We start from the raw sequence: 4598 nt of genomic DNA, 5'->3' as shown, positions 1-4598 counted from the left end.
AGCGCTTGTTGTCGTTCTTAACCATGCCGATCACATGCAGCCCGCGACAGAGGACTTCCTGAATGAGTGGCGCATGCGTAAACCAACTGTCCATCAGGGCGTACGACGCCGAGATACCGGTTTTTAACGCACGATCCAGCATGGCTGCGATCACTTGCGGAGCCGAACAAAATGCTTCTTGCCGATGCTTATAACCGTGGCTTCGTTTGTCGATCCCGTCTGTTACCCCTGTGATGCCGGATTTTGCTGAACTCATAGTGTTAGACTAAAAAGTAGACACAGAGAACCGAGAATAGGATACAATCATTTTATCCATATTCGAGGTGACCGTGATGAAAAAGAAAAGCTATGACAAAGAGTTTAAACGGCAAGTAGTACAAATGATTCAAGAAGAAGGAAAGGCTGTTTCCCAGGTAGCTCAGGAACTGGGATTGCACGATAATACGGTCTATCGATGGATAGCTGAAATGAAACAAGATGGTCAGCATGCCTTCCCCGGCAGCGGACAACTCAGACCCGATGACAAGGCCATTCGCGATATGCAAAAACAGATTCGTGACTTGCAAGAGGAGAACGAGATCTTAAAAAAGGCGATGCACTACTTCGCCAAAGACCGGCGCTGATCTATACATTTATCCACGATCACCGCTTCCAGTGCCGTGTCGCGAAGTTATGTGCTGCCTTAGATGTTTCCCGAAGCGGCTACTATAAATGGACTAAACGCAAGGAAAGCAAACGGGAGAAACGCCGGAAAAAGCTAGCGCGGCGCATCCGCCACATCTTTCTGGACTCCCGCCGCTTATATGGAAGCCCGAAGATCACCAAGGTGCTTCACAAACAAGGAACACAGGTCTCAGAGAAGACCGTAGCCCGCATTATGAAGGAGTTAGGATTGAAGTCCCGAACCATCGAAAAATACAAAGCCACTACCCATTCCAAGCATCAACTGCCGGTTGCAGAAAATGTGCTGAACCGTCAATTTCGGCCGCAAGCTCCAAACCAAACCTGGGTGACTGACATCACTTACGTGGCTACAGAGGAAGGTTGGCTCTATCTGACCAGCGTGATGGATCTGTACAGCCGTAAAATTGTAGGCTTCCAGATGAGTGAACGAATGACGAAAGCGCTGGTCATCGAGGCGCTAGATCGGGCGTACAAGCAACAACGGCCATCAGGTGAGGTCTTGCATCATTCGGACCGCGGCAGCCAGTTGCATCCCACGATTATCAGGCCCGTTTAAAAGTCTACAAGATGAAGGGCAGTATGAGTCGAAAAGGGAATTGCTACGATAATGCCTGCATCGAATCCTTCCACAGCGTGATCAAGAAAGAGCTGATTTATCTGGAGAAGTTCAAGACCCGGGACCAAGCTCGCAAGCGCATTTTCGAGTACATCACCTGCTTCTATAATGCCAAGCGTATCCATTCTACCATTGGGTATCTGACACCCAATGAATACGAACGTATGTACCGAAAAGAAGCCTGATTCTCTCGATTCTTTGTGTCTACTCTATTGACAGAGGTACAGATTTAGTGACGGTTGCTGGTCTATCATAGAGAGGACACCTCTTCTGTGTGGTAGTGGTTGCTCGACACTCTCACTTTACCAGACGAAGCGGTGTTTTTCTATTTCGTCAAGCCCACTATCCAATTGACCTCAAACCTAAGCTACACGTACTGTTGACCTTATTTTGGTTCTGCGAAAGTTGAGATAGTAAGCTTTCAAACAACCATTTTTAATAATACATTATTCTACTTTCGTAGCTTAAATTACCGAAGAAAAACTAGTCTCTCAAATTGGGGAATGCGAATAATAAACCCATAGTTCCCCTTGTTAAGGGATGGCAAAAACATTCCGTTGCAAAATTATGCACCGTTGTGTTTTTTGGATGCATTTCAAAGTAAAGCAGGATGGGCATACTGCGAACAAGGCTGATCGGTGTTGATTTAAACAGAAACAAGGATGTACTAGGCATTTGGATCGGTAAAAATGAGTCGGTCAAGTTCTGGCTCACTGCGTTGAATGGGCTGAAAAACTGCGTTGTGCAAGATATACTCATTATTTGCGAAGATAACCCGACAAGCCCTTCTCAAGCGATTTCTGTTTGTTTTCCACAGACGGAGATCCTAATTCGCCAGATCCGTAACTCGAATTCACTAAGTGTCATACAAGGACGTCAAGAAGGTGACCAACGCCTTGGGAACCATCTGCAAAGCAGTCACCAAAGGAGACCGTTCAACTAGAGATAAGGCGGTTCGAAGTAACCATGGGGAGAAAAGTATCTGCTCATTATCAAGTCAGTTGCAGCAAAACCGGGGGGCAGATTTGCTGCAACTGACGGTGTATTTATCCTAAGCGTTTCAAGGTACGCTAAAACGGTTTTATTTGGAGAATTAGGTATGGTACCTGCTTGCGAGGGAGGCTTAGTCCTCACACGCTAAAAACCATGCCCGGGGAGACTCAGTGTCAAACTGCGATGAAAATTCAGTATGTAAACGAAAGAAGTGTTTGTTGACCAAATTGTACATGAATTACTTCTAAAGACACACGAATCACTACTACCGCTATTCTAACTAGGGTTTGCTGAAGAATCAAAAAATCCAATAAGAACAAGGGTTTATGACACGTTTTGTCGAAAACATATGCAAACAAATTGCGGAAAACGGGTCAAAAACCATGCACTTGGATGATGATGAACGTGTATCAACCTTACGCTAACGAAGAAAACCAGTTGCTAATGCCGAGCGAGTTTTTCTTGCCGTTTGGAGGTCGTTTAAATCCGGATAACCGGTGGATCAAATTGGCGCAGTTGGTGCCGTGGGCGAAGGTCGATCATAAGTATGCCAAAATCGTTCAAGAAATCATTTCGCGGCCAACGAGCGGTATCTATTCGCATGGCTCTTGATGCGTTGATCCTTCAAGAAAGATTGCAACAATCCGATCGCGAAACAGTCGAGGCGATTGTCGAAAATCCGTATCTGCAATACTTCCTCGGCTTGCCCGGTTATCAAGATCGGCCGCCGTTTCATCCGTCGCTCATGACTCATTTTCAAAAACGACTTGGCGAAAAGGTCATCGCCGAAGTGAATGAATGGATCGCGGTGGAAGCCGCCAAAGTCGAGCAGCAGCGAGACGGTGACAACAACACGAAACCATCGGCTCGGGCGGGCCAGAAGCAGAAACGGAAAAAAGCATCGGAACCGGATCCGAATCAGGGAACCCTGTTACTCGACGCGACCTGCGCGCCGGCCGACATCGCGTATCCGACGGATATCGGTTTGCCCAACGAAGCCCGTGAAAAGCTGGAATCGATCATTGACAACTTACATGCGCCGCACGCGGGCACACGCCTCAAACCGCGGACGTATCGAGAAAAAGCGCGGCGTGTGTACTTGTCCCTTGCGAAGCAACGTCGACTTGGTCAGCGAGCGCTTCGCCATGGTATTGGCAAACAGTTAGCCTTCCTCCAACGCGACTTGCGTATCATCGAGAAACTGTCGGCAATCACACCGCTCACGGCGCTGAACAGACAACAATACAAGCAATTGCTCATCATTCAGGAACTGGTTCGCCAACAGCTACTCATGTATACACAGCGCATTCATCATATCGAAGATCGAATGGTCAGCATCCATCAACCACACGTTCGCCCGATCATCCGCGGGAAAGCGAAAGCCAAGGTCGAGTTTGGAGCTAAGGTGTCCATTAGCATGGTACAAGGATTCGCTTTCTTGGAGCGTCGGCAATGGGACAATTTCAATGAGGCATTACCTTGATCGAATCGGTGGAGACGTACAAGGCGCGATTCGGCATGTACCCAAAAGAAGTGTTGGCCGACCAAATCTACCGAAACCGAGAGAACCGTGCGTATTGCAAAGAACATGGAATTCGGCTCAGCGGCCCAGCGCTCGGTCGCCCCTCGAAGCAAGCGGATCAAGTCGAGAGCAAACGGATCGCGAGGCACGATGCGAGCGAACGCAATGCGGTGGAGGGCAAATTCGGCGAAGGCAAACGAAAATACGGATTGAATTACATTCGGGCGCGACTTGAGCAAACAAATGGGACGGTCATCGCCCTGCAGTTTCTCGTGATGAACTTGGAACGCCGCTTGCGTCTTCTTTTCGTCTGCTTTTTTAATTTGCTTTTGAGTCTTCGCGACCGCCGTCTTTTAGCCTCGTAATGTTTCGTTCAGCAAGCCCTATATAGGGTAGCCCGGTTCAACTTCTTTCATCTCATCATCACTTTCGTCATCACTATATAACTTGAATTAAAGAAGTTCCACAATTCTATCGGACTACACGCGGACGCAGAGACGGTCAATTATGTCTTGAGGATTCTTCATAATTGATTCCACAAAGGAACGAACATTGTTACGAATTTCTGCTAGCGTGTGGTAAAAGACATTGTTAACGACATCGCCTTTGAGCCAATTCCAGAACCCTTTCACTATATTGAGCAGCGGGCTGTATGTATGCTCTCCATTGTCAAGACACGATTTTTTGAGGAATAAGTTAAGTCCTCGAATCTCGTCATCTATTGAATTAGGATGAGATTTTTTCGACATCATGGGCATAAAATTCACAGGGTTTAGCCCCGTC

General features: G+C 47.4%; 1 protein-coding gene and 4 pseudogenes. 3 read left to right on the top strand and 2 right to left on the bottom strand.

Features of this window, described 5'->3' with window-relative positions:
• Window positions 1–256, bottom strand: a pseudogene (locus tag EYB31_RS39760) (transposase); the annotation flags it as partial.
• 76 nt (window positions 257–332) lie between these two features.
• Here EYB31_RS39760 and EYB31_RS39755 point away from each other — a divergent pair.
• From EYB31_RS39755 to EYB31_RS39745, 3 genes and pseudogenes are all read left to right on the top strand, one after another.
• Window positions 333–1485: pseudogene (locus EYB31_RS39755) on the top strand (IS3 family transposase).
• A 425-nt stretch (window positions 1486–1910) separates the two neighbouring features.
• Window positions 1911–2243: a transposase gene (locus EYB31_RS39750; RefSeq protein WP_131019121.1), complete on the top strand. Its 333-nt coding sequence runs from the start codon at window positions 1911–1913 to the stop codon at window positions 2241–2243.
• Window positions 2244–2692: 449 nt separating this feature from the next.
• Window positions 2693–4180 (top strand): annotated as a pseudogene (locus tag EYB31_RS39745) (IS5 family transposase).
• A 114-nt stretch (window positions 4181–4294) separates the two neighbouring features.
• Here the strand turns inward: EYB31_RS39745 and EYB31_RS40755 are convergent.
• Window positions 4295–4598 (bottom strand): annotated as a pseudogene (locus EYB31_RS40755) (hypothetical protein); the annotation flags it as partial.

The sequence above is a fragment of the Paenibacillus thalictri genome, assembly GCF_004307995.1.
In the GTDB taxonomy this organism is placed as follows: Bacteria; Bacillota; Bacilli; order Paenibacillales; family NBRC-103111; genus Paenibacillus_AF; species Paenibacillus_AF thalictri.
The sequence above is the reverse complement of the archived record's forward strand: the minus strand, read 5'-3'. Positions and strand labels throughout refer to the sequence as shown.